Origin of the sequence: Streptomyces sp. KMM 9044 (assembly GCF_024701375.2) — a bacterium.
Classification (GTDB): domain Bacteria; phylum Actinomycetota; class Actinomycetes; order Streptomycetales; family Streptomycetaceae; genus Streptomyces.
Genome location: NZ_CP113910.1, coordinates 7042080 through 7066466, shown reverse-complemented (window position 1 = coordinate 7066466; position 24387 = coordinate 7042080). Strand labels below are relative to the sequence as shown.

Here is a 24387-nt window from a genome sequence, read left to right as displayed (position 1 = left end):
TCGATCGGCAGAGGTGATACGTACCACCCAGGCACGCGCCCGTCACCCCGGACGGCGCCGCCCGCCCGCCGCACCGCACGGGAGCCGATGCGGTGGGCGGGCGGGGGCGGGGCGGAATGCGTGCCGGTACAGGCACGCGTGCAACCGGGGCGGGCAGGCGGGGTGCCGGCTCCCGAGCCGGGCCTACGGGTACACGTATGTGTTGAGTGCGTCGACGGTGGCCGCCGGGTTGCCGAGGTCGTAGCGGTCCACGGCGAGGAAGTTGGGCTTCTTGCGGGCGGCGGGCTGACAGAACCTGCGGGCGCGGTCGGCGAGCTTGCCGTTGTCCGTACCGGCCGTTACGGCGACCGGGGCGTCCCGGAAGTGGTTCATGACGAAGAGAGGACGGAACCCCGGCTCGGTACGGGTGAGCGGGATGTTGGTACCGGCGTCGTACCAACGGCTGTAGCACGACCAGTCGGAGGCGCCGACGCCCGAGCCCATGGACCAGTGGTTCTCGACGGTCCACTCGCGCTGGTACATGACGCCGAAGCTGTCCCGGGTCAGCCCGGCGGACTGGTCGGCGGAGCGGCTGTGGTCACTGAAGATCAGCAGGCGCTTTCCGGCGGCGGTCAGGTCCGCCATCGTCGGCCAGCCGTTCTCCCGCACGCCGGTGCGGTCCGGCCGGTAGAGCACGTCCGACAGGCCGTTGACGCGGGCGAGTTCGGCACGCAGCACACCCGGGTCGACGTAGTCCTCCAGGAACACGGTGACCACCTGGTCGGGATGGGCCTCGAGGAAGTCGACCATGCGCTGGAGGTCGACCCAGAGCGCGACGGGCCTGCTGACCAGGGCGCAGCTGGTGTGGCAGAGGATCGCGCCGTCCGGGGTCTGGTGGATGTCCAGCATGAATCCGCGTACCCCGTCGGCCAGTTGGCGTTCGATGCCGCGCGTCTGATTGGGAAAGAGATTGACGAAGGGCGGGGCGAAACCTCCGTCGACTCCGTTGGCGTAGGCGTTGTGCGAGGTGAGGAAGGTGACCTGGTCCAGGGTGCGGCCGCCCTGGGGCGGCATGGGCCGGGTGGGGGGAGAGGCCGGAGTGAGATACCAGTGGGCGAGGTCCGGGGAGCCTTCGGCGACGGTGAGCCGGGCGGGGTGGGTGGCGCCGGAGGGCCTGGGGGCGACCGCGAGACGCCGGTCGGCGCCGGGGACGGCGAGCGTGAACCGGTCGGCAGCGGCGGGGGCGATGACCCAGGCCGCGTCGGCGCCGGCACAGGGGACGGTCCTGGCCTGGTCGCCGGTGCGGCCGAGGCAGGTGCCCGGGACGTCCGCGTTCTCCAGGAGGTGGGTGGTGCCGTTGGCCCTCAGGTTCCACTGCTGGTGGTCCTCGTTGCCCCGGGGCCGGTGCTGTTCGACGGCTCCGGCGTTGCCGGCGGCGTTGAGTCCGGTGGCGGCGCTCTGCACGTAGAAGGTGCCGGGCTCGGGTACCACTTCGGTCCCGGCGGCGGGGGTGGGTGCCAGGACCGCCGCGACCAGCGCGGTCGTCGTGACGGTCGTGGCGAGCAGGGCGTGGGGGGTGCGCATGACGGGTGCCCTTCGGTCCGGAGGACGGCCGCGCACCGTCCACGTACGCGGGGAACGTGGACGGCACGCGGCCGGATCTCAGATAGTCAGGGGCATGACATCATGTCCGCCCACCCTGCGTCAGCAGTACAGGTTGCCGCCGGGTGACGTCCCGAGGATCTGGGTGAACTGCTGGTACTTGGCCACCCTGCTCTGCACCTGTGCGGGGTTGCGGCCGTCGCACTCCAGGAAGCCGTTGATGCTGCGGATCGTCTGGCCGAAACCGGCCTGGTTCACCATGGCGTTGTGCGGGGTCATGGAGCCGGGGCCGTTCTGGGTGTTCCAGTACCACAGCGCCGTCTTCCAGGCCACGGAGGAGTCGTTCTGCACCAGCCAGGGGTTGCCCAGTAGGTCGAGGCCCAACGCGTCGCCCGCGGCCTTGTAGTTGAAGTTCCAGCTCAGCTGGATCGGACCGCGACCGTAGTAGGCGGCCTGGCCGGCCGGGCAGCCGTAGGGCTGGTTCCAGTCGCAGTAGTGCGGATAGTTGGCGGTGTTCTGCTCCACCACGTGGGCCAGGCCGCCGGTTTCGTGGCTGGCGTTGGCGAGGAAGGCAGCGGCCTCCTGCTTCTTCACGGTGTCGCCGCCCGTGTTGGCGAAGCCGGGATAGGCGCTCAGGGCGGCGGCGAGACCGCCATAGGTGTAGAAGGGGTTCCTGTTCGGGAACATCTGGTTGAACTGCGCCTCGGTCACGACGAAGTTGCCGACCGGCGTTCCGGGGCCGCTGTCGCAGGAGTACGGCTCCCAGTACCAGGTACTGATGACGGGGTCGTAGCCCGGGTTGCCGTGCTCGGCGACGTAGGCCCGGCCGTCGGTGTAGCGGACGATGTCGCCGGCGTTGTACCACCGCCCGGCCACCCAGTTCGGATAGCTGGAACACGCGGCGGACGCCGAGGCGGGGGCGGCCGAAGCGGTCGCGGCGGGGAGCAGCACGGGTGCACTGGCGGCGATGACGACGGCGGCCAGGACGGAGGAGGTGCGGCGTCTCGTCAAGGGATCAACTCCTTCGCGGGACACGGCCGATCCCGGGCGATGACGTGCCCGAGCGGGGTCTTGCCGCACGCGCCGGCGGAGCCGGCCACGGGATGAGGGCGGCCGTGGTGGGGGGTGTCGGACACACTCAACCGCATTGGTCTGTACCAGTCAAGGGTGTAGACCAGTCGGACGAACCGGCCCCGCCGCCTCCCTCCGGAAGGCGCACCGAACCCGCCACGCGCGTCGCACACGTCAGCCGGAAGACACGCTCGGCGGCTACGGCCCCCAGCCTCTACACATAAAAGGGAAAAAAGTGCAGAATGACCCTAAGTGGCGCTTGCCGCACACCACCCCAGAAGCGGTGAGGCCGGTCAGTCAAAGGAGACGACTCATGGCCAACGTCTCGCATCCCCGTGGTGACATCGCGAGCCACCCCGATGCTCCGGAAATGCAGGCACGTTACGACCGTATGCTCGGCGGTCGTGATGTGGTCCTGGTGGACGGGCCGGTGTTCCTGCTCGGCCTCTACTGCGCGGTGTCCCCCTGGATACTCCACTACACGACGAGCCAGCCCGCGCTGGCGCCCCACAACCTGATCGTCGGCATCGCGATCGGCCTGCTCGCCCTCGGCTTCACCGCCGCGCCGGCGCGCATGTACGGCCTCAGCGGAGCGATGTGCGCCCTCGGCGTGTGGATGATCGTCTCACCGTGGATCGTCGGCACCAATCCGGACGCGGGCGTCATCTGGAACAACATCGTCATCGGTGCCCTGACGCTGGCGCTCGGCTTCGTGTGCGCCGTCACGGCGTCCAGGAGCGCCCCGAGGACCTAGGGTCTTTCGCTCGGCTCAGGCCGCCGGACCGGGGATCGGGGTCCGGTGCCGGATCCCGCGAGCCCGGCATGAGAGGACCGGGGTCCCCGCGCCGGACGACAGGACGGCATCGCGTCCGCACGATGCCCGTGCGTAAGGTGGCCGTCGACCTGCGCCCTGCGTGCTGCCGTCGGCTGCGGCACCGCCCGAGGACCCGTGGGCCCCCTCGTCCCCACCCCGCTCGTCCGCTCCCTCGTTGACGCAGGTGTTGCCCGCTGCCGGGTTGAGGAGGCCCATCACGTCCATCGTGTTCCCGCAGGCGTTGACCGGGATGCGCACCGGGAGCTGGACGGTGTTCCCGGAGACCGCCCCGGGGGGAGCCCTCCGGGGCGGCGTCGGCGTGCGTCGGCGTGCGTCGGTGTCACCAAGGCCATCGTGCCCGTCGCGGCGGCGACGGCGACGGCGATCAGACCGCTTCGGGTAACCCGTGTCATAGGTTGCCTGCCTTCCGGACATGGCCGCGGGCGCTCGCCCGCACCGGAGGGAGCGCGGTTGCACCAACCGGGTTGTGGCTTGTCCGAAAGTCGCACGCCGTTCACTCAGTGGAGCGCCCGCTGCTCGAACTCGGGTACTGGTCGCCGATCAGACGCGTGCCGCCGGGGCTCCGGAGTACCGGGCCGGGCACCGTGGAACGCCTTCGGCCGACAGGCGGGGCCGATGAGCCCCCCGTATCGTGATCGAGGGTGCCGGTTCCCGGTCCGCTGTGGGGCGCCCCTGGAGGCATCGATGCTGGTCAAGCTCTCTATGCGACTCCCGTTCCGACGCTGCGCGGTCACCGGAGCGGTCGGGCTGGCCCTGCTGGGCGCGGGTCTCCCGGCGGCCGCTGCCGACGACCGGGGCCTCGACCGGTTCTACGACCAGAAGATCACGTGGTCGGCGTGCGAGGGCACGGACCTGCCCGAGGACCTGCAGTGCGGGAAGATCACCGTCCCGGTCGACTACGCCGACCCGGGCAAGGGCGCCCTCGACCTGGCCCTCGCCCGTTACCGCGGCACGGGCGAGCCCCGCGGCTCGGTGGTGCTGAACTTCGGCGGGCCGGGCGGTTCGGGCGTGCTCGGACTCGCCCACGGCGGCAAGGAGTTCATGGGCCTCACCGACGAGTACGACGTGGTGTCCTTCGACCCGCGCGGCGTCGGCCGTTCCTCACCGGTCAGCTGCGGCACGGAGGCCACCGGTCAGGCGCTGGAGGCCACCGGCGGCGACGACATGTCCGATCCGCGGAAAACGCTGGCCCAGCTGCGTGAGGTGGCTGCCGAGTGCACCGAGCACTCGGGCCCGGTCCTGCCGCACATCGGTACCGTGAACGTCGCACGCGACCTGGACGTCATGCGGCAGGTGCTCGGCGACAAGAAGCTCAACTACCTGGGGTTCTCCTACGGAACCCGGCTGGCCGCGGTGTACGCGGCCCGGTTCCCCGAGAAGGTGGGCCGGTTCGTGCTGGACGGGGTGGACACACTGACCGATCCGCTGGCGGAGCAGGGGCTGGCGGGCGTGCGGGGCCAGCAGACCGCGCTCGAGCACTTCCTGACCTGGTGCGCCGAGGACATCGTCTGCCCGTTCGGCCGGGATCCGCGCGAGGCGAGGGAATCGGTCGTGAAACTGGTCGACTCGCTCGACGAGAACCCCGTACCGACGGACTTCGGCTACGGGTTCACCGGCCAGGACCTCGCGGTCGCCCTGGGCCAGGGCCTCTACAGCAAGGAACTGTGGCCCTTGCTGCAGCGGGCGCTCGCGGAGCTGATGGAGGGCGGGGACACGCGCGGGGTGGAGGCCTTCGCCACCGGCGGAGTGGCGATCCCCCTGCCGCACCGCGCCGACGATCCGCTCGTCGACGAGGAGGAGGTGCCCCTGGACAACCTGCCGGCCGCGCTGATGGCGGTGAACTGCGCGGACGACCCCGACCGCCCGGCCGCCGAGCAGGTGACCCGGGACCTCGCCCGGCTGCGCACCGCCTACGAGGAGGCCTCGTCGGTCTTCGGCCGCTACCGGCTCGCCCAGGTCCTGATGTGCCACGGCCGTCCCGAGGGGACCGACTTCATCCGCGAAGAGGTCAAGGACCTCGACACGCCGAAGATGCTGCTGGTCGGCACCCGGGGCGACCCGGCCACACCGTACCGGTGGACGGTGGAGACGGCCGAGCGGCTCGGCCCGTCCGCGGTGGTGCTGGACAACCGGGGCGAGGGCCACACCGGCTACGGATCGTCCGAATGCGTCCACCGCACGGTCGACGACTTCCTCCTCTACGGCACCCTGCCACCCAGCGGCAGCTCCTGCGGAGACGAGGAGGTCACCCGTTCGTGAGTCCACACCCGGACGGCGCAAGAATGCCCCAAATGCCCTATTCGTGATTCGGCTCTATGGTGCTGTCATGGAGCACGATCTGAGTCCCACGACCCTTGCCGAGCTTCGCCGCCCGCGCCCCTACCCCGCGGTGTCGGTGCTGACACCGGCGCACCGGCGCAAGCCCTTCAACGCCCAGGATCCGGTCCGGCTGCGCAATGTGGTGGCCAGGGCCAAGAAACAGCTGGAAGCCGATCCCGCGGTCACCAGGGACCGGCGCGGAGAGGTGGAACTGCAGCTCGACCAGGCCCTGACCGAGGTCGATCTGGCGCACGCCGAGGACGGCCTGGTCATCTTCGCCGCTCCGGGCGAGCACCAGGTGTGGTCGCTCGCCCGTCCGGTGCCGGAGCGCGTGGTGCTCTCGGACACTTTCCTTACCCGCAACCTGGTGTCCGCCCACAGGGCAGAGCGCCCCTTCTGGGTACTGTCCGTCTCCGCGGACCGGGTCACACTGTGGAACGGCAGCACGGACCGGGTCACCGAGGAGCACATCGGGGGCTTCCCGCTGACCCGGGCCGAGGAGAACTTCGACCCTGAGCGCCTGGAGCGGGTCGGCGATCAGCCGAGCACCTTCCGGGACGAAGGCACCCGACGGTTCCTGCGCGATGCCGGCACCGCGATGGCCACGGTCCTGCGTGGGCACCCGCGACCCCTGTATGTCACCGGTGAGCCTGCGGCGCTGTCCCTGCTGGGCGAGGCCGGCAGCGTGACCCGGGACGCGGTGCACGTCCAGCACGGCGGTCTCGCACACGGCACGCCCGACGCGGTGCGGCAGGCCCTGCGCCCCGCGCTCGAGAGCGAGGCCCGCAAGAGTGCGGAGGCCGTCGTCGGGACACTGGAGACGGCACGCGGACGCAAGAGGTTCGCGGCCGGGGTCGACGAGCTGTGGCAGAACACCCGGGACGGCCGGGTCCAACTGCTGGCCGTCGAGGAGAACTTCCGGGTGACGGTGCGCGAGGCGGGCGAGCATCTGGTCGCCGCCGAGCCCGGCGACCTGGACGCTCTCGAGGACATCGTGGACGAGCTGGTCGAGCAGTGCCTGGAGACGGGTGCCGAGGTCCGCTTCGTCCCGGACGGCACCCTCGGGGACGAGGCCCGGATCGCAGGCGTACTGCGGTACTGAGGGCCGTCCGCAGCCGGCGGGCCCCAGGGTGTCGCGCGTACCGCCGGGAGGTGCCCACCGCCCGTCCCGAGACGCCCGGCCAGAATCCGGTCGGACACCCCGGGACGGGGACCATGCAGATCACTTTCGCAAACGAACTCCTATCCGTCGAACATGCGCACGAGCGGGAAATGCAGACCGGAGCACTCATCAAGTCACTTACACATCACGGGGGTTGACCGAACATGTCGGCGCCCGGAACATCCCCTCTAGTAATCCTGCGAAGACGGTGACATATGCCAAGGGCATGACCTTGAGGTGTCTTGCCGAATCCCTTACAGAGCATCGCGAGCTGTGCAACAGTCGTAAAGGTTCCTCCGTCCGACTCTGGCCCGAACCGTCCCACATCGGAGTGCGTCATGCCGCCCCACCTCTCCGCGGACCGCTCAGCAGCCCAGCCGCCAGGACGCGGCCCGGTCGACGCGCTCATCTCGCAGACCCGGCGGCTCAAGGACGATGTGGACGCCGTGCGGCGCGGCACCCCGGCGGACACCTCGGACCCGCGGGACCGCTGGCAGCGCGCCCTGTACGACCTGGCACTGCACCAGCTCGACGACCTGGACGAGCATTTGGCGCAGTTGCGGGACGGCCCGCTGTCCGTCCCCGCGTCGGCCGCTCCCGCGGGGCCGGACCGGTCGCCCGCCACGGCGCCCGCGCCGAGGCAGGACGCCCTGCTCGGCCGGGTCGGCAGTGCCGAGTGGAACCTGCTGACGGACGAGGCCAGTTGGTCCGGGGAGCTGTACCGCATCCTGGACCGCGACCCGGCCACCCCGCCGCTCACCCTCGACGAACTGCCGTCGCTGGTGCACCACGAGGACCGGCCGAGGCTGACGGCAATGGTCACGGGCTGTCTCGTCGACGCACGGCCCATTGACGGGGAGTTCCGGCTGGTACGCCCGGACGGCAGCGTCCGGACCGTGCACATGATGGGCGAACCGGTCCTCGGAACTGACGGCAGCACCGCCTCGATGTGGGCCGTGCTGCGGGACGTCAGCGACCTGCGCCGGTGCCGACGGGCGGTCGTCGAGACCCGTGACTCGCTGCACCACCGGGAACAGGACGCGGCGCGGACCGAGCACCGGCTCACGGTCGAGCTGCAGGAAGCCGTGCTGCCGGCGTGGTGCGGTTCCCTGCGGCTCCCGCGCAGGGGGCCCCGGACCCTCGACGTCGCCGCCCGGCACCTCCCGTCGGCGACGGGCACGGCAACCGGCAGGGACTGGTACGACGCCCTCGAACTGTCCGACGGCACCACCCTGCTCAGTGTCGGAGGACTGACCGGGCAGGGCGTCGGTGTGGCCTCGGGCATGGCGATGCTGCTCGGCGCCATGCGTGGCATGGCGATGTCCGGCACCGAGCCCGGACCTCTGATGACCTGCCTCAACCGGTTACTGGACGCCACCGGGCAGCCCGCCCTCGGGAGCGGCCTCTGTCTGCGCTACCGGCCCGAGAGCCGCTCCCTGGCGTGGGCGCAGGCCGGACACCCCGTCCCGCTGCTGTTCCGCGACGGAACGGGGCGCGCGCTGGACACCCCGGACGGCGTCCTGCTGGGCGTCACCCCGGCAGCCCCCTACGGGCAGGCCGAGGAGACCCTCGAGGCCGGCGATCTGCTGCTGCTGTACACCGACGGGCTGGTGCCCGGACGGTCCGGGACCGCATCCGTGCGTCGGCTGGCCGGCCTGGCACCACAGTTCGCGGAGAGCCGTACCGCGCAGGACTGCCTGCTGGCCGTCCTGCGGGAGTTCGGGTACAGGGAGCGCGAGGACGGCGCCTGTGTGCTCGTCGCCCGGGTGGCCTCGTAGGACTCAGAGGGCTCGCACCGCCTCGTACGCCTCGTGAGTGAAGCGCTCCGGCCCGCCTATGCCCGTGCGCTGTTGCCCCCCTTGCCCCTGGGCTTCGGCAGGGCCGTCCTGATCTCCTCCCGCAGTTCCTGGATCCGGGGATACGAGGAGTATTCGGCGGTGAGCCGGTACATCTCGCGCAGCCGGTCCCAGGTGCGGCGCGAGGAGTTGGAACCCATGGACATCAGCGCGAGCCGCGCGTACCGGTCGGCCTGTTCCGGGTCGTCGGCGATGAAGCAGGCGGAGGCCAGGCAGAGATGGTCGAAGATCTTCGACCGCTCCCGGCCGTCGGTGCGCAGGGGCAGTGCCTTCTCCGCGTAGTGCTGAGCGTGCACCGCCGCATCCGGTTCGAACTCGGCCAGCGTGCGGTAGGCCAGGGCGTGCATGCCGTACAGATCCTCGTCCTTGAAGATCTGCATCCAGTCCGGCGGCTCCCGGTCCCTCCCCCGGTCGGAGACGAACAGGTCCTCGGCCCGGCCCAGGGTGCGGCGCATCGCCTGCCCTCTGCCCATGGACGCCTGCGCCCAGGCCTCGATGGTGTGGAACATCGCGCGGGTGCGCGGCAGTACTTCCTCACCCGAGCCCGAGTGGGCGAGTTTCAGCAGGTCCAGGGCGTCGTCGGGCCGGCCCAGGTGAACCATCTGGCGGGCTGCGCGGGACAGTGCCTCCCCCGCGCGCGGCCGGTCGCCGCCCTCCCTGGCGGCGTGCGCGGCGATGACGAAGTACTTCTGCGCCGTGGGTTCCAGACCTACGTCGTGCGACATCCACCCGGCGAGGACGGCGAGGTTGGCGGCGACGCCCCACAGGCGCCGCTGGAGATGGGGCGGGTGGTGGTAGGCGAGCATGCCCCCCACCTCGTTGAGCTGGCCGACCACCGCCTTGCGCTGGAGTCCGCCCCCCCGGGCGGCGTCCCAGGCGCGGAACACTTCCACGGAGCGCTCGAGTTCCTCGATCTCCTGGGACCCGATGGGGGCTGCCTCGTAGCGGTCGATTCCGGCGGCGTCGGCGTGCGCCGGGCGGTCGGGACGGTGAACGTCCGTGGTCAGGGCTGGGTCGGTGTGCAGCCAGTCGTGCATGGCGCCGGTGAGTGCGGATCCCGCGGCGAGCGCGGCGCCCGCGCCCACCAGGCCTCGTCGGTTGAGCATGAGGTCCATTCCCGTGAATTCGGTGAGGACCTCGGCTGTCCGCCCGGGCGCCCACGGCACTCCGTCGGGATGTTCCGTCTTCCCGCCGCGCTGCCGTTTCCCCGTACGCCCGTGCCGGACCAGACCGAGATCCTCGATGGTCACGACACGGCCGAGACGCTCGGTGAACAGGGCCGCCAGCACCCGCGGTACGGGATCGCGTGGGATCTCTCCCCTGTCGATCCACCGCCGCACCCGGGAGGTGTCGGTCGCCAGCTGGGGACGGCCCATGGCCGCCGCCTGCCGGTTGACCAGCCTCGCGAGTTCACCCTTGGACCAGCCGGCCAGGCCGAACAGGTCCGAGAGCCGGGTGTTGGGTTGTCCGCTCACGTCAAGCCCCCAGGTTCTCGGCTGAGTTGACAGTAGCCCGGTGAAAGGTGCCGGGCGACTATTCGCCAGGGTTCGCCAGGGTCCGCCAGATGGTGTGCCAGGGGGCAACGGGTGTCGAGTAGGAACGCGCCACCACGACTCGGTCTCCGCCGGGGCATTCCCCAGGATGCACCTGGGTGACCGGGCCGTGTGGTGCGCTGACGTCGCAGGCACACGAAGGGATCTGTATCGCCCATGTACGCAGCATCGTCCTCCGTGTCCGCACCACTCCGACCGCTCCGTCCGCGTCCGTCGGACAGCGGCCCCTACCTCACCCCCGCGCGCCAGGCGGCCCCCGTGCTCGGTGCGGGCAAGACACAGCGTGCTTCGGGCACCGGTCCCCAGCAGCTCAGCGGGCGGCTCGACCTCTCCGGCCCCCAGGGCGCCCAGTTGCGCTCGGCGATCGCGTCGGTGCACCGCATCTGCCCGGAGTTCGTGCCGGCCCAGGTGCTGCGCCGCAGTGGCCGGTCCCTTCTCCTGGTCGGTACGACAGGCCGGAGCACCGCGGTGGCCAAATGCTTAACGGATCACTCGCCCGCCTGGTCCGAGCGGTTCCGGCACGAGATAGCGGTCTACCGCTCGTTCGTCCGGCACCGCCCGCTGACGCGGGCACCCCGGCTGATCGCGGCGGATCCGGACAACTGCACCCTGGTCATCGAGCGGATGCCCGGCAGGGTGGCGGCTCTGCAGCGGCACCCGGTGGAGGCACCTCCGCGGGCGGACATCAGGGCGGCGCTCGGCGCGATCTGCCGGTTGAACGCGTGGCGCCCGCCCGCTGGTACGTTCGACACCCCACTGGACTACGCGGCGCGCATCGCCCGCTACCACGAGCTGGGGCTGCTCACCGACCGGGACATGGACGATCTGCAGAAGCTGCTGCACGGCATCGCGCAGGCGGCCGGGCGCCAGGGCATGGGCCAGTTCTGTCACGGCGACGCGCTGCTCTCCAACATCCTGATCTCGTCGGCCGGTCCCGTACTGGTGGACTGGCAGCACGCGGGCTGGTACCTGCCGGGCTACGACCTGGCGACGCTGTGGGCGGTCCTCGGGGACGCGCCGGTGGCGCGCCGACAGATCAGCCAGATCGCGCAGGCGGCGGGCCACGCCTCACGCGACGCGTTCCTGCTGAACCTGATGCTGGTGCTGACGCGTGAGATCCGCACGTACGAGACGGCCGTACAGCGTTCGATGCACGACACGCCCCCGGCTGCGCCGAACGCGGCCCAGCGGAGCGCGTTGCCGTCCGGCGAGGAGCAGCGACTGCTGCTACGGCGGCTGCACGACGACTGTCAGATGGTCCGCAAGGCCGTGCGCGCGGCGGTCGGCACACGCTGATCCGCCGGGGACGGGTGAGGGCCTGCGGTACTTCCCGGTACCGGGAAGTACCGCAGGCCCTCACCCGTCCCCGGCCCGTTTTCAGCCGGTCTCCGGGCCGCCGCCACGAAAACCCGTGAACCCGTGATGACAGGGGAATTTCGCTTCTTCTGGGCATGATTGACGGATCATCGGCCAGCCGGTAGTACCGTCGTACCGCAGGCCCCGTACGAGTCACCCGTCCGGTCCCATGGCTCGTACGAGCCGTCCCGCCCGATCGTCCCAGGAGACCGCGTTGCGAGGATTCCCCACCCGACCCGGCCGTACGCCGGCCGTCGTTGCCCGCCGTACGGCCAGTGCCCTGGCTGCGGCGGCGCTCACGCTGCCGCTGCTCGGTGGGGCTCCGTCCGCTGCCCCACCGGACCCCGGCCCGTCCGAAGAGGCCCGGCTGCAGGAAGCTTTCAGCGCTGCGGCCGCCGCGTACGAGGTGCCGCGAAGCGTGCTGCTGGCCGTCTCCTACCTCCAGTCCCGCTGGGACACGCACGACGGCGCGCCGAGTGTGGCCGGCGGCTACGGCCCGATGCACCTCACGGACACCCGCACCGCGCTGGCGTCGGCGACGTCGCATCACGGCGAGGGGACGGAGGACCCCCGGGGCGACGACGCCCGTCCCACGCTGCGCCCCGAAGCGCATGTGCCGCGCACCGCCGCCTTCCCGGACCGGCTGGCCACTCTGCCGAGAGCTGCCGAGCTGACCGGGCTGAGCACCGAGCGGCTGCGCGACGACCCGGCAGCGAACGTGGCGGGGGGAGCCGCGCTGCTGGCCGATGCCCAGCAGCAGTTGGGCGGGGCGCCGAGCGAGGATCCGGCCCACTGGTACGGCGCGGTGGCCCGCTTCTCCGGTGCGGACAACGCCGAGTCGGCGGCGGCGTACGCGGACGACGTCTACACGGTGATCCGCGCCGGTGCGCACCGGGTCACGGACACGGGAGAGCAGGTCGTCCTGTCCTCCCGTCCGGACCTCGCCCCGGACCGGTCGGTGCTGCGCCGCGCCGGCCTGCGGACAGTGTCCGCAGGCTCCTCCCCCGCCACGGAGTGTCCCGCGACGGTGTCCTGCGAGTGGGTCCCGGCCCCGTACGAGGAGTTCGGGGACGGTGACTACGGCAACCACGACCGGTCGGACCGTCCTGTCTCGCAGCCGGTCCGGTACATCGTCGTCCATAACACCGAGGGCGCCTGGGAGGGCGTCCTCGCCTCGGTGCAGGACCCCGCCTTCGTGTCGTGGCACTACAGTCTGCGCTCGACCGACGGTCACATCGCCCAGCACGTGAAGGCGAAGGACGTGGCCTGGCACGCGGGCAACTGGTATGTCAACGCAGGGTCGATCGGGCTGGAGCACGAGGGCTTCCTGACAGAACCAGACGCCTGGTACACCGAGGCGATGTATCGCTCCTCGGCCCGGCTGGTGCGCTATCTCACCGAGAAGCACGACATCCCCCTGGACCGGCAGCACATCCTCGGCCACGACACCGTGCCCGGCCCGACCGCGGCGACCGTGTCCGGCATGCACACCGACCCCGGGCCCTACTGGGACTGGGCGCACTACTTCGAGCTGCTGGGCAGCCCTTTCGAGGCCACGGCCGAGAAGAACGGCGGCCTGGTGACGATCCGTCCCGACCACGCCACCCACGGCCCGGTGTTCACGGGCTGCGAGAGGGCGGGCGAGCCGTGCGCGGCACACGGGTCCAGCGCGGTGCGGCTGTACTCCGGCCACGACGAGAAGTCCGCGCTGATCAGGGACATCGGCCTGGGTTCGAACCCGACGACCGGGGTGAACGACCTGTCGTCACGGGTGTCGACCGGCCAGCAGTACGCGGTCGCAGACCGGTGGGGCGACTGGACGGCGATCTGGTACCTGGGGCAGAAGGCCTGGTTCAGGAACCCGGAGAAGCAGCCCACCGCGGTGCCCGCCGCGGGCCGGGTGGTGACTCCGAGGGAGGGTCTGGACTCCGTGCCGGTGTACGGACGCGCCTACCCGGAGAAGGCCGCCTACCCGGAGGGGGTGCCCGTACAGGAGATGTCCCCGCTGCCATACACGCTTCCGAAGGGCCAGCAGTACGTCACCGGGGGCGAGGTGCCCGGTGAGTACCTGTACGCGGTGGCCTTCGACCGGTCCTCGCATCAGGTGATCAAGGGCGAGGAGCTGTACTACCAGATCCAGTTCGGCCACCGGGTCGCCTTCGTGCGGGCGGCGGACGTGACGGTGAAGCAGGCGTAGCGGCGCCCGGTTCCGGCCCTCGCTCCCGGCCTTCCGTCTCCCGCCGGCGAGCGGGGCCGCTCAGCCCTGCTGGAACAGTTCGGCGGGCAGCGGCTTGAGGAGGGTGTACAGGTCGTCGGTGATGGGGCGGTCCCAGGCTGCGATGGTGACCAGCACGTTGTCGCTGCGGTCGAACTGCACACAGGAGATCCGGCTCTCGGAGAGCCTCACCCGGCGCACGATGAGCAGGTTGTCGCCCTGCATGACGGGCACGTCCTCGGTGCCGACGACGGTGACCTCCTCGTCGTTCTCCAGCGCCAGCAGCAGCTGCGCGACCTCGAAGGGAACCGCGTCCTCGGAAACCTCGCGGGCCGGGGAGCCCTCCGGCAGATTGCCGATGATCATCGCGGGGCCGCGGCCGCCGAACAGGTCGTAGCGCAGGAAGACGCCCTGACAGGTGCCGTCAGGGGCGGGCAGCAGCCCGGCGCCCAGATTCCCGGGCCAGTCACCCGGGTCCATGGCCAGGACGTCGAAGTCGGGTCCGGCGGGAGTGGCACTGCGGCGGCGGAGGAACGACATGCCGCCATGGTACGTGCCCGGCCCCGTGCGCGGACGGCCGGGCGACCCCGCCATGCCCGCCCGCCCGGTCGGTCGGGCCTGTGGCCGGCGTGGTGCCCGGCTCCCTCCGGACTACTCCTCCGGGGGCGCCGGCGGAACCACCGCGACGGGGCTCGCCGCATGGAGCAGGACGGCCTGGGTGACGGAGCCCATCATGCGGGCCGGTGCCAGCAGGCGTCGCCGGTGGCGTCCCAGGACGACCAGATCGGCGCCCTCGGAGGCCTCGACCAGGTGCCCGGCGGCGTCCCCGGGCAGCACCCGGACCTCGGCGGTGACCTCGGGATGCCGTTCGCGGTGGGGGGCGAGGAAGCCGTCGGCGAGGACGCGGGTCTCGTGCTCGACGGCGCCCTGGTCGATCTGCGGGGCGGGCATCTCCCCCGGCAGCATCCAGGTCTGCAGGGGCCACGGATAGGCGGCGACGACCCGCACCGCGGCGCCGCGCAGGGCAGCCTCACGGAAGGCGAAGGCGAGGGTGGCCTCGTCGGGGCTGTCGACGTTCACTCCGACGACGACCCCGAAACCGGCTCCGGCGGGCTCGGTGTGTGTTCCGGCGTCCCGTCCGGGCCGGGGCACCACGACGACGGGGCATTCGGCGTCCCGGGCCGCGGCAAAGGAGTTGGAGCCGAGCAGCAGGCTGGCGAAGCCGCCGCGGCCCCGGGAGCCGAGCACCATCAACTGCGCGGTGGACCCCAGTTCGGGCAGGACGGCACCGGGAGCGCCGTCCAGGGCTGCGAAGTCGACGGCTGGAAGGCCGGTCCGTCCCTCCAGCCGGTCGCGGACCAGGCCGATGACCGGATCGTCCTCGGGGGCTGGCGGTCCGGCGGGCCCCTCGTCGGGCCGGCCCCAGAGGGCGTACTGGCGTACGCGCGCCACCCGCAGCGGAGCCTGGCGCCGGCGGGCGTCGTCGAGGGCCCACTCCAGGGCACGCAGGCTGTCGTCCGAACCGTCGACCGCCGCGACGACCGGCTGGGTGCTCATGGGGTTCCTCACTTCCGGGCCACGGCCTTCACGTTCCCGGGCCGGCCTGGCTCGGGCCCCGGCACCGGAAGGGTATCCCTGGTCATGTGTCCAGAAGATCGGCGGCGACACCTGTCCGGCGGCCCTTCCGCTCACCGGCCGACAGTCCCGTGCGCGTGCGCCGCGAAGCCGTACGCCCCGGCTCAGGTCAGGTCGAACTCCCCCTCCCGGGCTCCCGACACGAAGGCGCCCCACTCGGCCGGGGTGAAGATCAGGGAAGGGCTCTGCGGGCGGCCGCTGTTCCGCATGGCGATGAAGCCCTCCACGAAGGCGATCTGGACATCCCCCAGGCCTCGGCTGCTGGACTGCCACTGTGCGTTGCTCAGATCCAGGTCGGGCTTGTCCCAGCCGGTGAGCGGTCGTTTTTGGGTGGTGCTTTCGGCCACGTCCGTGCTCCTCCCGATTTCCGTCGTCCGCGGCCAGCCTAGCCATCGGTTCCGGCCGCCGACAGGTCATGCGAGAGGCCCCTTTCCACCGGATGGCGCGGGCGGGCCAGGAGGCCGGGGCCCGCTGCCGACCCGCCGCACGGGTGGGAGAGGACGCCGCCGGACACGTTGACGTGCAGGTCGCCGCGGAGTTCGGCGGTTCCCCACCCGGTGAACGCGAAAGCACATCCGGACGGGGTCGAGCAAGCCCTCGGGTTCCGTCCGGATGCGGCCGTGGTGCAGGTCCGGACGGGCGCGGCGCGACCGCCACCGGGAGCATCGGTCCTGCGACGACGGGCTCCGGCCACGAAGTTCGACAGCGGACTCCGGACCGTGCGGTTGAACGCACAATGACGTGTGAACGTACTGGTGGTGGCAGGCCCGTTCGCGGGCCCGATGCGCCATGCCCTCGTAGTACCGCGCGGAAGGACCCCGGGTGCAGCTCTTCACACGCTCCCGTCAGCTGTCGGACCACACCGGGAGCGGAGCGGACCCGGCCGACGGCCCGACCGGAACCACTGACCACACCACCGCCCCCGCCGACACGCCCAGGCCCTCCGAGGAGCCCCCCGACGGCCCGGCAGCCACGCGACGGGGCCGCTGGCACCGCGACCACCCTCGCGCGGCCCGTGCTGCCACCGTCGGAACGACCGTCCTGGCCGGAGCGCTGCTGCTGTTCGCACTCCTCGTACCGAATCGCGTGGAGAGGCTGTCCCTCGAGGCGTTCTTCCGCATCCCGGCCGAGGGCGTCCTGCTGGCGACGCTGCTGCTCGCGCTGCCGCCGAGGCCCCGGCGGATCGCAGCGGTGGTCTCGGGCGTCCTCCTCGGCCTGTTCACCGTCCTGAAGATGGTGGACATGGGATTCTACCAGGTACTGGCCCGGCCGTTCGACCTGGTGCTCGACTGGATCCTGTTCGACGACGCGGCCGAGTTCGTCCGGGAGTCGTTCGGCCGGGGCGGACAGATCCTCGCCGTGATCGGTGCGATCGTCCTGTTCGTCGCCCTGCTGACGCTGATGACGCTGGCGGCGGTGCGGATCACGAACCTGATGGTCCGCCACCGTGCGTCCGCCGCCCGTACCACCCTGGTCCTCGGCGTCGCATGGATCACCTGTGTCACCCTGGGCGTGCAGATCACCGGTGTCCCGCTCGCCACCAAGGGCAACGCGGAGATGCTGGCCAACCGCCTGGAGCAGGCGCGCGCGGGACTCAGGGACGCACGGGTCTTCGAGCAGCAGGCCGCCGTCGACGCATTCGCCGACACTCCGCCGGACCAGTTGTTCACCGGGCTGCGCGGCAAGGACGTCCTGTTCACCTTCATCGAGAGCTACGGCCGGGTCGCGATCGACGATCCGGCGATGGCGGAGCCGATCGGCACGGTGCTGCAGGAGGGCACCGACTCCCTGAAGGCCGCCGGTTTCGAGTCGCGCAGCGGCTGGCTCAGGTCTCCGGTGACGGGCGCGGGCAGTTGGCTCGCCCACTCCACCTTCCTGTCCGGCCTGTGGATCAAGAACCAGCAGCGCTACCGCAGCCTCACCACCAGCGACCGCATGACCCTCACCAACTACTTCCGCAAGACCGGCGACTGGCGCACCGTCGGCCTCGTACCCGGGGTGCGGCGGGCCTGGCCGGAGGGCAAGTACTTCGGCCTGGACCACATCTACGACTCCGAGCACCTCGGCTACCGGGGTCCGTACTTCAGCTGGACGCCGGTGCCCGACCAGTTCAGCATGGAGGCCTTCGAGCGTCTGGAGCACGGCAGGGAGGACCGTGAGCCGATCATGGCGGAGATCATCCTCGCCTCCAGCCACAACCCGTGGTCCCCCAACGCCCGCATGATCGACTGGGACGACCTCGGCGACGGCTCCGTGTTCCACGAGATCAAGAAGGAGGGCACCGACCCTGCGGAGGTCTGGCAGGATCCGGAGAAGGTGCGCACCGAGTACCGCAAGTCCATCGAGTACTCGCTGCGCAGCCTGACCGGGTGGATGGAGCGGTACGGCGACGAGGACACCGTCCTGGTCTTTCTCGGCGACCACCAGCCGGTGCCGACCGTCACCGCCGGCAGTACCGACAAGGACGTGCCGGTCACGATCGTCGCCCGCGACGAGAAGGTCCTGGACCGGGTGGCCGACTGGAACTGGACCGACGGCCTCAAGCCCGCGCCCGACGCCCCGACCTGGGGCATGGACGAGTTCCGCGACCGCTTCATGACCGCGTACGGGCCTCAGGGCGGCAAGGGCGACGGTGGAAACGGTGTCGGGAGCGGCGGCTCGTCCGGCCCCACCGGCTGAGCGGAGGGCTCCCGGTCCCGTCCCGCTCCCCTCCTCCCGTTCACGGCACCCTCGACGCGCGGAAGAAGTACGCACCGGATCTTGCCCCGGGCGGAGTCGGGCTGGATTACTGATGTCTGTGGGAGCGACCGAATGATCGGCCGCCCGTACCGGCTCGACCGAGACGGCGGATGCGATGAGCGAGGGGAAGTTCCTGACGGCTCAGGCGGTGGACCTGCTCGACCCGGCGGAACGGCTCGGCGTGGAGGAACTGCGGGCGCTCCAGCTGGAGCGGCTGCGGACCTCCTTGCGGCACGCCTACGACCATGTGCCTTTCTACCGGACGTCGTTCGACGCGGCAGGCGTCCACCCGGACGACTGCCGCTCCCTCGCCGACCTGTCCCGGTTCCCGTTCACCACCAAGGCGGACCTGCGGGAGAACTACCCGTACGGGATGTTCGCCGTACCGCGCGAACGGGTCCGCCGTCTGCACGCCTCCAGCGGGACCACCGGGCGTCCCACGGTCGTCGGCTGCACCGAGGACGACCTGTCCACGTGGGCGGACAGGGTGGCCCGCTCGATCCGCGCGGCGGGCGGCCGGCCCGGGGACACGGTACATGTGGCGTACGGCTACGGGCTGTTCACCGGCGGTCTGGGCGCCTACTACGGCGCCGAACGGCTCGGCTGCACAGTGATCCCTGCGTCCGGCGGCATGACGGCCCGGCAGGTGCAGCTGATCCAGGATCTGAAGCCCGCGGTGATCATGGTGACGCCGTCCTACATGCTCCTGCTCGACGAGTTCGAGCGGCAGGGCGTCAATCCGCGCGGCACGTCCCTGCGCGTGGGGATCTTCGGTGCCGAGCCCTGGCCGGAGCAGATGCGGCAGGAGATCGAGGAGCGGTTCGCCATCGACGCCGTCGCCATATGCGGACTGTCGGAGGTCATCGGGCCGGGTGTCGCGCAGGAGTGCGTGGAGACCAAGGACGGGCTGCACGTCGGGGAGGACCACTTCCTCCCGGAGGTCGTCGACCCCGTCACCGGCGAGGTGCTGCCGGAGGGCGGGGCGAACCGGTCTTCACCTCGCTCACCAAGGAGGCGATGCCGATCGTGCGGTACCGCACACGCGACCTGACCCGGCTGCTGCCGGGGACGGCGCGGGCGGCGTTCCGGCGGATGGAGAAGGTCACCGGCCGCAGCGACGACATGGTGATCCTGCGCGGGGTAAACCTCTTCCCCACCCAGGTCGAGGAGATCGCGCTGCGCACACCGGGCGTGGCGCCGCACTTCCAGCTCCGGCTCACCCGGGAGGGCCGTATGGACGCCCTCACAATGCGCGCCGAGGCCCGGCCGGACGCGGACACCGCCACCCGCGCGGCGGCGGCCCGGTCCGTCGAGACGGCCGTGAAGGACGGTATCGGGGTGTCGGTCGGGGTGGAGATCGTCGATCCGGAGACGCTGGAGCGGTCGGTGGGCAGGATCCGGCGGATCGTGGACCTGCGTCCGCGCTGAGCCATGCCGTCCCACACCGGGCCGGGCACCGCGCTCACCCGGTGAAACGGTCGCGCAGTTCCCGTTTGAGGATCTTCCCGCTGGCGTTGCGCGGCAGCTGGTCCACGAAGAACACCCTCTTCGGCGCCTTGACGGAGGAGAGCTGTTCGCGCGCGTGCGCGATCAGCTCCTCCTCCGTCGCCTCGCGCGCGTGACGACGACGGCGGTGACGGCCTCCACCCAGCGGTCGTCGGGAAGACCGATCACGGCCGCCTCGGTGACCGCCTCGGTGACCGCCTCGGTGACCGCCTCGTGCGTGTACAGCACGTCCTCGACCTGCCGTGAGGCGACCAGGACGCCGCCGGAGTCGATGACGTCCTTCACCCGGTCGACGATGGTGAAGTAGCCGTGGGCGTCCCGCGCCGCGAGGTCCCCGGAGTGGAACCAGCCGTCGCGGAAGGCCTCTGCGGTCTCCTCGGGCTTGTCCCAGTACCCCTCGCACAGCTGCGGCGACCGGTAGACGATCTCACCGGGTGTCCCGTCGGGCACGTCCTTGCCGTCCTCGTCGACCACCCGCGCGTCCACGAACAGCACGGGCCGCCCGCAGGAGTCCATGCGCCCCTTGTGCTCGTCGGGGCGAGGACGGTTGCCAGCGGGCCGATCCCGCTCTGCCCGGAGCAGTTGCAGACGGCCAGTACGGCGGGCATGGGCCGTGCTCGCCGGGTGGGACCGCACCATGGACGACGTCCGGTCCTCACCGGAGCTGCAGGTGGTCCGCGTGTGGGAGCGTTGATCCGCAGGGGTCCCGCCCGGTGGTGAGCGGTCGTCACACCGGGCGGGGCCCGGTTCGACGGCACCGCCCCGCACGCCCCATTGACACACCCCGCACCTGACAGGAACGTTTCGCCCCGCAAAGCGATCCCGAAAGATTCTTTCAGGCCGCCCGCCGCGGCCACGACACGGGAGGAACCTCCATGGTGGACGACGGGTCGAGGACGGACACAGCGGAGAGCGGCATCACACGACGTCAACTCGGGTTTCGCACCATGTCCTTGGGCGGCGCTCTGGTCTTCGCCTCCCTCCCGGCCGGTCCGGCCGCGGCCGCCCCGCCGGCATCGGCGGCCGGCGGGGCGGCGGGCGGTGGCGGGTATCCGGCTCTGCGGCACGGGTCGGCCCGGCAGGCCGGACTGCTCGCCGGCCATCTGGACCAACTCGTCACCGACGCGGAGAGGTTCCTCGACCCGTCACCCGAACACCCCTGGTACGCGGGTGCGGTGCTGCTCGCCGGGCGCGGCAACACCGTGGCCCTGCACCGGCCCATCGGCATGGCGGTGCGCTACCAGGCGTACGACGAGAAGACCGACACCGGCGTCGAGTTCCCGGCGGACCGGCAGATTCCCATGGCCGAGGACACCGTCTTCGACCTGGCCTCGGTGTCGAAGCTGTTCACCTCCATCCTCGCGGTGCAGCAGATCGAGCGGGGCGCGCTGGAACTGGAGGCGGCCGTCGCCTCGTACCTGCCGGACTTCGGCCGTGCCGGCAAGGAAGGTGTGACGATTCGTCATCTACTGACGCACACCTCGGGTTTCCGTGCCTGGATCCCGCTCCACCAGGCGCCCACGTACGAGGAGCGTGTCCGGCTCGTCCTCGACGAGACACCCGCCGGCCCGCCCGGAACGGCTTGTCTGTACTCGGACCTGAATCTGATCTCGCTCCAGCTGGTACTCGAGAAGGTCACCGGTCGCGCCCTGGACGTCCTCCTGCGGGACGAGATCACCGGCCCGCTGGGCATGGACCGCACCCGCTACAACCCGCCCGCCTCGTGGAAGCCGGGAATCGCCGCCACCGAGGACGCGCGCCTGCCCTGGTCCGGTCTCGACCGGGGGCTGGTGTGGGGCGAGGTGCACGACGAGAACGCCTACAGCCTGGAGGGGGTCGCCGGTCACGCGGGGGTGTTCTCCTGCGCCTGGGACCTGGCGGTCCTCGGTCGGACCCTGCTCAACGGCGGCGTCTACGGCCGGGCACGCATCCTGAGGCCGGAGTCGGTGGAACTGATGTTCACCGACTTCAACACCGGCTTTCCCGGGGACGAGCACGGCCTGGGCTTCGAGCTCTACCAGCACTGGTACATGGGCGCGATGGCCACCCCGCGCACGGCGGGCCACACCGGGTTCACCGGCACCTCGCTGGTGCTCGACCCGACGACCGACTCCTTCCTCGTCGTTCTGGGCAACTCGATTCATCCTGTACGCAGTTGGCGCTCCGGCTCGGCTCCCCGGGTGGCCGCCGCGAATCAGCTGGCCCGCGCGGTGCCGGTCGGGCCGGCGCCGGGGCGTGAAGGGAGAGGAGGACGGGACGGGCGGATGTCCTGGTTCTCCGGGATGGCCGGTTCGACGACGGCGACGCTCACGCTGCCCGCGCTGGACACGTCGTCCGGCGGCGCACGGCTGCGCTGTGCCCTGTGGTGGGACACCGAGCCGCACGCCGACCTCCTCACTCTGGAGGCCACGACGGACGGCGGTACGGCCTGGCAGCCGGTGCCGTTCGTCACCGAGCGCCGGGACGAGGCACCCGAGCAGCATGCGGCGGGTACCGCGACGGGCTGGTCGGGCCGGGTCTGGCACGGCCTCACCGCCGCCCTGCCCACTGCCCGGAGCCTCACCCTGCGCTGGCGGTACACGACGGACCGGCTGTATGTCGGGCGCGGAGCCTACGTGGACGGAATGCGCGTTCGGGCGGGCAGCGGCGTTCTGTTCGACGAGGTTCGTCCGGCGGACGCGGCACGGGTGCGAGCGTCGGGATGGACCCGGTCGGCCGACTGAACGACCCGCGCCCCCGGTCCGGTCGCCCCGTCAGCTCGCCTCCAGCACCGCCATCGCCGCGTTGTGTCCCGGTATCCCGCTCACCCCTCCCCCGCGCACCGCACCCGCGCCGCACAGCAGGATGTTGGCGTGCCGGGTCTCCACCCCCCAGCGGCCGGTGCCGTCCTGGGTGTGGGGCCAGGCCAGGGCGCGGTGGAAGATGTTCCCGCCGGGCAGTCCGAGGTCGCGGTCCAGGTCGAGCGGGGTCTTCGCCTCCAGGCACGGGCGTCCGTCGGCGTCGGTCGCCAGGCAGCCGGCGAGCGGTTCGGCCAGATGGGCGTCGAGCTGGGCGAGCGTCGCGGCGAGGAGTTCCTCGCGTACGGCGTCGTTGTCGTGGGCGAACAGCCGGGCCGGGGTGTGCAGGCCGAAGAGGGTGAGCGTCTGGTAGCCCTGGACTGCGAGTTCCGGACCGAGGATCGTCGGGTCGGTGAGCGAGTGGCAGTAGATCTCGGAGGGCGGAGTGGCCGGCAGTTCACCGGCGGCGGCCTGGGCGTGCGCGGCGGCCAGCTGCCCGTACCCCTCGGCGATGTGGAAGGTACCGGCGAACGCCTCGCGCGGGCCGACGGAGCTGTCGCGCAGCCTCGGCAGCCGGGTGAGCAGCATGTTCACCTTCAGCTGGGCGCCTTCGGCCGGGGCCGGGTGCGGGTCGCCGGTCAGTACGGCCAGTTCTCTCGGGGAGGCGTTCACCAGGATGTGCCGGGCGGCGGCGACGCCCTCGCCGTCGGCCGTGCGGTGGGTGACCTCGGCGGTGCGGCCGTCCGTGTCGACGCGTATCGCCTCGTGGCCGGTGGCGATGACGGCGCCCGCGTCGCGCGCGGCGGCGGCCAGCGCGTCGGTGAGCGCGCCCATGCCGCCGACCGGCACGTCCCAGTCGCCGGTGCCGCCGCCGATGACGTGGTAGAGGAAACAGCGGTTCTGCTCGAGCGTGGGGTCGTGGGCGTCGGCGAAGGTGCCGATGAGGGCGTCGGTGAGGACCACACCCCGTACGAGGTCGTCGGTGAAGTTCTCCTCGACGGCGACACCGATCGGTTCCTCGAACAGGGTTCGCCAGGCCTCCTCGTCGTCGACGGTGCGGCGCAGTTCCTCCCGCGTGGGCAACGGCCCGGTGAGAGTGGGGAAGACACGCTCGGCGACGCGGCCGGTCATACCGTAGAAGCGCTGCCAGGCCCGGTACTCGCGGTCGGACCCGGTGAGCCGGGCGAACGCCTCTCGGGTACGCCGCTCACCGCCGCCGACCAGCAGCCCGGTGGGCCGGCCGTCGCGTTCGGCGGGGGTGTACGAGGAGACGGTGCGGGAGCGCACCCGGAAGTCCAGCCCCAGCTCCCGGACGATCTTCCGGGGCAGCAGGCTGACCAGGTACGAGTACCGGGACAGCCAGGCATCGACACCGGCGAAGGGGCGGGTGGACACCGCCGCCCCACCCGTGTGGTCCAGCCGCTCCAGTACCAGCACGGAGCGTTTGGCCCGCGCGAGATAGGCGGCGGCGACGAGGCCGTTGTGGCCCCCTCCGACGATGACGGCGTCGTATGTCCGGGTTCCGGTTCCCTCATGTGCGGTCATGGTTCTTCGTAACACGTGAAGATCTGTGCCGACCATGCGGCGGGCAATGCCCCTGCGTGGAGACCGCACCGGTTGCCCCGGCATACCCTCCGCTCCCGTGACCGTCCGCCGCCCCTCACACTCCGCCCACCGGATCGGGCCGGACGGCCCAGCGCGGCGGGGCGGAACGGTCGCCCGCAACGGACGGGCCGGCGGGCTCCGGCCAGTACGGCACCGCGACCGGGGCCACGGCCGAAG

The 24387-nt window shown here is 71.5% G+C and carries 16 protein-coding genes and 2 pseudogenes; 9 read left to right on the top strand and 9 right to left on the bottom strand.

What is annotated here, in order from left to right:
• Window positions 1–183: 183 nt before the first annotated feature.
• A complete protein-coding gene (locus HUV60_RS31750) occupies window positions 184–1563 on the bottom strand; it encodes a PI-PLC domain-containing protein (RefSeq protein WP_257853494.1) in 1380 nt (459 codons plus the stop codon).
• 120 nt (window positions 1564–1683) lie between these two features.
• A complete protein-coding gene (locus HUV60_RS31745) occupies window positions 1684–2592 on the bottom strand; it encodes a glycoside hydrolase family 19 protein (protein ID WP_257853493.1) in 909 nt (302 codons plus the stop codon).
• A 373-nt stretch (window positions 2593–2965) separates the two neighbouring features.
• Here HUV60_RS31745 and HUV60_RS31740 point away from each other — a divergent pair, with 373 nt between their 5' ends.
• Window positions 2966–3406: an SPW repeat protein gene (locus HUV60_RS31740; RefSeq protein ID WP_257853492.1), complete on the top strand. Its 441-nt coding sequence runs from the start codon at window positions 2966–2968 to the stop codon at window positions 3404–3406.
• 15 nt (window positions 3407–3421) lie between these two features.
• Here HUV60_RS31740 and HUV60_RS33700 read toward each other — a convergent pair whose 3' ends face one another.
• A complete protein-coding gene (locus HUV60_RS33700; RefSeq protein ID WP_331462031.1) occupies window positions 3422–3901 on the bottom strand; it encodes a chaplin in 480 nt (159 codons plus the stop codon).
• 270 nt (window positions 3902–4171) lie between these two features.
• On the opposite strand from HUV60_RS33700, the gene HUV60_RS31730 reads away from it, so the two are divergent.
• From HUV60_RS31730 to HUV60_RS31720, 3 genes are all read left to right on the top strand, one after another.
• The gene (locus tag HUV60_RS31730; RefSeq protein WP_443047466.1) at window positions 4172–5746 is read left to right on the top strand and encodes an alpha/beta hydrolase; all 1575 of its coding nucleotides are present in this window, start codon (window positions 4172–4174) and stop codon (window positions 5744–5746) included.
• 67 nt (window positions 5747–5813) lie between these two features.
• Window positions 5814–6908 carry a baeRF3 domain-containing protein gene (locus tag HUV60_RS31725; protein WP_257853490.1) on the top strand — a complete coding sequence of 365 codons (1095 nt, stop codon included), beginning with the start codon at window positions 5814–5816 and terminating at the stop codon, window positions 6906–6908.
• 398 nt (window positions 6909–7306) lie between these two features.
• Complete coding sequence (locus HUV60_RS31720) at window positions 7307–8746, top strand: PP2C family protein-serine/threonine phosphatase (protein ID WP_257853489.1); 1440 nt, start codon at window positions 7307–7309, stop codon at window positions 8744–8746.
• A gap of 56 nt (window positions 8747–8802) precedes the next feature.
• Here the strand turns inward: HUV60_RS31720 and HUV60_RS31715 are convergent, their stop codons facing one another.
• The gene (locus HUV60_RS31715) at window positions 8803–10299 is read right to left on the bottom strand and encodes a DNA-binding protein NsdB (RefSeq protein ID WP_257853488.1); all 1497 of its coding nucleotides are present in this window, start codon (window positions 10297–10299) and stop codon (window positions 8803–8805) included.
• 234 nt (window positions 10300–10533) lie between these two features.
• Here HUV60_RS31715 and HUV60_RS31710 point away from each other — a divergent pair, with 234 nt between their 5' ends.
• Together HUV60_RS31710 and HUV60_RS31705 are read left to right on the top strand one after the other, a co-directional pair.
• Complete coding sequence (locus HUV60_RS31710; RefSeq protein WP_257853487.1) at window positions 10534–11673, top strand: aminoglycoside phosphotransferase family protein; 1140 nt, start codon at window positions 10534–10536, stop codon at window positions 11671–11673.
• 274 nt (window positions 11674–11947) lie between these two features.
• On the top strand, window positions 11948–13930 hold the full coding sequence (locus HUV60_RS31705; RefSeq protein WP_443047465.1) for an N-acetylmuramoyl-L-alanine amidase: 1983 nt from the start codon (window positions 11948–11950) through the stop codon (window positions 13928–13930).
• Between the two features lie 60 nt (window positions 13931–13990).
• Here HUV60_RS31705 and HUV60_RS31700 read toward each other — a convergent pair whose 3' ends face one another.
• The 3 genes from HUV60_RS31700 to HUV60_RS31690 all read right to left on the bottom strand — a co-directional run bounded on the left by HUV60_RS31700 (window position 13991) and on the right by HUV60_RS31690 (window position 15930).
• Window positions 13991–14488 carry a hypothetical protein gene (locus HUV60_RS31700; protein ID WP_257853486.1) on the bottom strand — a complete coding sequence of 166 codons (498 nt, stop codon included), beginning with the start codon at window positions 14486–14488 and terminating at the stop codon, window positions 13991–13993.
• Between the two features lie 111 nt (window positions 14489–14599).
• Window positions 14600–15505: a universal stress protein gene (locus tag HUV60_RS31695; protein WP_257853485.1), complete on the bottom strand. Its 906-nt coding sequence runs from the start codon at window positions 15503–15505 to the stop codon at window positions 14600–14602.
• Between the two features lie 182 nt (window positions 15506–15687).
• Window positions 15688–15930 carry a DUF397 domain-containing protein gene (locus tag HUV60_RS31690; protein WP_257853484.1) on the bottom strand — a complete coding sequence of 81 codons (243 nt, stop codon included), beginning with the start codon at window positions 15928–15930 and terminating at the stop codon, window positions 15688–15690.
• Between the two features lie 475 nt (window positions 15931–16405).
• On the opposite strand from HUV60_RS31690, the gene HUV60_RS31685 reads away from it, so the two are divergent.
• Window positions 16406–18262 carry a sulfatase gene (locus HUV60_RS31685; protein WP_257853483.1) on the top strand — a complete coding sequence of 619 codons (1857 nt, stop codon included), beginning with the start codon at window positions 16406–16408 and terminating at the stop codon, window positions 18260–18262.
• 175 nt (window positions 18263–18437) lie between these two features.
• A pseudogene (paaK, locus tag HUV60_RS31680) lies at window positions 18438–19750 on the top strand (phenylacetate--CoA ligase PaaK).
• A 34-nt stretch (window positions 19751–19784) separates the two neighbouring features.
• Here paaK and HUV60_RS31675 read toward each other — a convergent pair.
• Window positions 19785–20424, bottom strand: a pseudogene (locus HUV60_RS31675) (AMP-binding enzyme); the annotation flags it as partial.
• Window positions 20425–20775: 351 nt separating this feature from the next.
• On the opposite strand from HUV60_RS31675, the gene HUV60_RS31670 reads away from it, so the two are divergent.
• Complete coding sequence (locus HUV60_RS31670; protein ID WP_443047464.1) at window positions 20776–22551, top strand: serine hydrolase; 1776 nt, start codon at window positions 20776–20778, stop codon at window positions 22549–22551.
• A 30-nt stretch (window positions 22552–22581) separates the two neighbouring features.
• On the opposite strand, the gene HUV60_RS31665 is transcribed toward HUV60_RS31670, so the two are convergent.
• Complete coding sequence (locus HUV60_RS31665; RefSeq protein ID WP_257853480.1) at window positions 22582–24150, bottom strand: phytoene desaturase family protein; 1569 nt, start codon at window positions 24148–24150, stop codon at window positions 22582–22584.
• Window positions 24151–24387: the final 237 nt, after the last annotated feature.

What these genes read in the sequence shown, in the direction of transcription:
- HUV60_RS31700 (WP_257853486.1), bottom strand. Translation starts at nt 14,488, where the DNA reads ATGTCGTTCCTCCGCCGCCGCAGTGCCACTCCCGCCGGACCCGACTTC.
- HUV60_RS31665 (WP_257853480.1), bottom strand. Translation starts at nt 24,150, where the DNA reads ATGACCGCACATGAGGGAACCGGAACCCGGACATACGACGCCGTCATC.
- HUV60_RS33700 (WP_331462031.1), bottom strand. Translation starts at nt 3,901, where the DNA reads ATGTCCGGAAGGCAGGCAACCTATGACACGGGTTACCCGAAGCGGTCT.
- HUV60_RS31750 (WP_257853494.1), bottom strand. Translation starts at nt 1,563, where the DNA reads ATGCGCACCCCCCACGCCCTGCTCGCCACGACCGTCACGACGACCGCG.
- HUV60_RS31720 (WP_257853489.1), top strand. Translation starts at nt 7,307, where the DNA reads ATGCCGCCCCACCTCTCCGCGGACCGCTCAGCAGCCCAGCCGCCAGGA.
- HUV60_RS31670 (WP_443047464.1), top strand. Translation starts at nt 20,776, where the DNA reads ATGTCCTTGGGCGGCGCTCTGGTCTTCGCCTCCCTCCCGGCCGGTCCG.
- HUV60_RS31730 (WP_443047466.1), top strand. Translation starts at nt 4,172, where the DNA reads ATGCTGGTCAAGCTCTCTATGCGACTCCCGTTCCGACGCTGCGCGGTC.
- HUV60_RS31710 (WP_257853487.1), top strand. Translation starts at nt 10,534, where the DNA reads ATGTACGCAGCATCGTCCTCCGTGTCCGCACCACTCCGACCGCTCCGT.
- HUV60_RS31725 (WP_257853490.1), top strand. Translation starts at nt 5,814, where the DNA reads ATGGAGCACGATCTGAGTCCCACGACCCTTGCCGAGCTTCGCCGCCCG.
- HUV60_RS31740 (WP_257853492.1), top strand. Translation starts at nt 2,966, where the DNA reads ATGGCCAACGTCTCGCATCCCCGTGGTGACATCGCGAGCCACCCCGAT.
- HUV60_RS31695 (WP_257853485.1), bottom strand. Translation starts at nt 15,505, where the DNA reads ATGAGCACCCAGCCGGTCGTCGCGGCGGTCGACGGTTCGGACGACAGC.